We start from the raw sequence: 1,491 nt of genomic DNA, 5'->3' as shown, positions 1-1,491 counted from the left end.
TACTCCAGCCGCACTTAGGGATCGATGAGTCTGCGCTGGCGTTGATAGTGGCAGCGGCGGGCGCGGGCTTGGTGACAGCGTCGCCAGTGTGACCAGCGCAGATAATGCTCGGCGGGATGGTGGCGTCGATGGAGACGGGTGTGGAGACGACGGATCTCGTTGACGGTGAGCGGGATCAGGTCGTGGGACTCGTCCCCGTCCGGGTCGGTGGGGTTTGCGGGCTCCGGCGGTGATTGTCCGCCCGTGGGCCCCCTGTGTGGGGGGCGGAGCGGTCGTCGAGTCGGACAGGAACGCCAGGTGAGCGTGGGCGACCATGGCCAAGGTGACGTACCGGTACCAGGCGATGTGCTTACGGACCTGGTAGTGGTCGAGCCCGGCCTCGTTCTTGGTGGCCTGGAAGCACTCCTCGATGCTCCAGCGGGCTCCTGCCACGCGGATCAGGGTGGTCAGAGCGGCCGGGCCGGTGGACCAGCACCGGTAGTAGGCCACTTCAGAGGGGTCGCTGATCGAGCGGCGGGCCAGCAGCCAGTCATGGGGGCCGTGCTCGCCGAGCGTGATCCAGGCCCAGTCGTAGAAGCGGTGTCCCTTGGCGCCCTGGCCGCAGGAGTAGCGCTGCCAAGCTGAGGCGGGCAGGGCGGCGACAGCCCGGTCGGCGCGGGTCTTGGCACCGGCCACGGTGATCGGATGGTCGCACGAGACCGCGAAGACGTGGCTCAGGCCACGGCTGCGGCACCGCTCACGCAGGACCGTATTGTCGCCGTAGGCCTCGTCGCCGGTGACCCAGCCGAAGCTGAGCAGCACATCGTCGGCGGCCCGCTCGATCATCTTCCAGGCCAGTTCGGGCTTGGTCGCAAAGACCGTGTCCGGCGGCACCCCGGCCTCGGCCAGGCGGTGCGGCGCAGCGAACCAGGCCGCGGGCAGGTACAACTCCCGGTCGATCAGAACCCGCCGCCCGCTGGGTGTGCTGTAGGAGGCGAACACGCCGATCTGGCAATTGGTGATCTTCCCGGCGGTGCCGGTGTACTGCCGCTGCACCCCTGCCGAGCAGCCGCCCTTCTTCTCGAACCCGGTGTCGTCGATCACCAGCACCCCCGCCAGGTCACCGAATCGCTCGCCGACCTGCGCTCGCAGCGCATCGCGGACCTGGTCGGCGTCCCACCGGGCGTGGTTGAACAGTCGCTGCATCCCATCGGGACAGGTGTCCCCGGCGTACTCGGCCAGCGACCAGCCGTTCTTCCGTTCCAGATCACTCAGCAGCCCGTCCAGGCAGGCCCGTGCCCGCAACCGCGGCTCGCGCCGCCCGAAGAACGGTGCCAGCACCCGGGAGAACAACTCATCCAGTGCATCGTCCCAACACGCTGGGCCGGCCTGGGCTACCGTGGACCACACGGCCATCGTCCGATCACCTTGGAGCGTCACAACCCCATGGTCTCGGCGATGGCCGTCTCACGTTCGGGACTTCGACCAGCCCGAACCTCGAAGTGCGGCTGG

1 pseudogene is annotated in these 1,491 nt (G+C 68.7%); it reads right to left on the bottom strand.

What is annotated here, in order from left to right:
- Positions 1-291: 291 nt before the first annotated feature.
- A pseudogene (locus E1267_RS43715) lies at positions 292-1,395 on the bottom strand (IS701 family transposase); the annotation flags it as partial.
- Positions 1,396-1,491: the final 96 nt, after the last annotated feature.

The organism is Nonomuraea longispora (genome assembly GCF_004348345.1).
In the GTDB taxonomy this organism is placed as follows: Bacteria; Actinomycetota; Actinomycetes; order Streptosporangiales; family Streptosporangiaceae; genus Nonomuraea; species Nonomuraea longispora.
The sequence above is the reverse complement of the archived record's forward strand: the minus strand, read 5'-3'. Positions and strand labels throughout refer to the sequence as shown.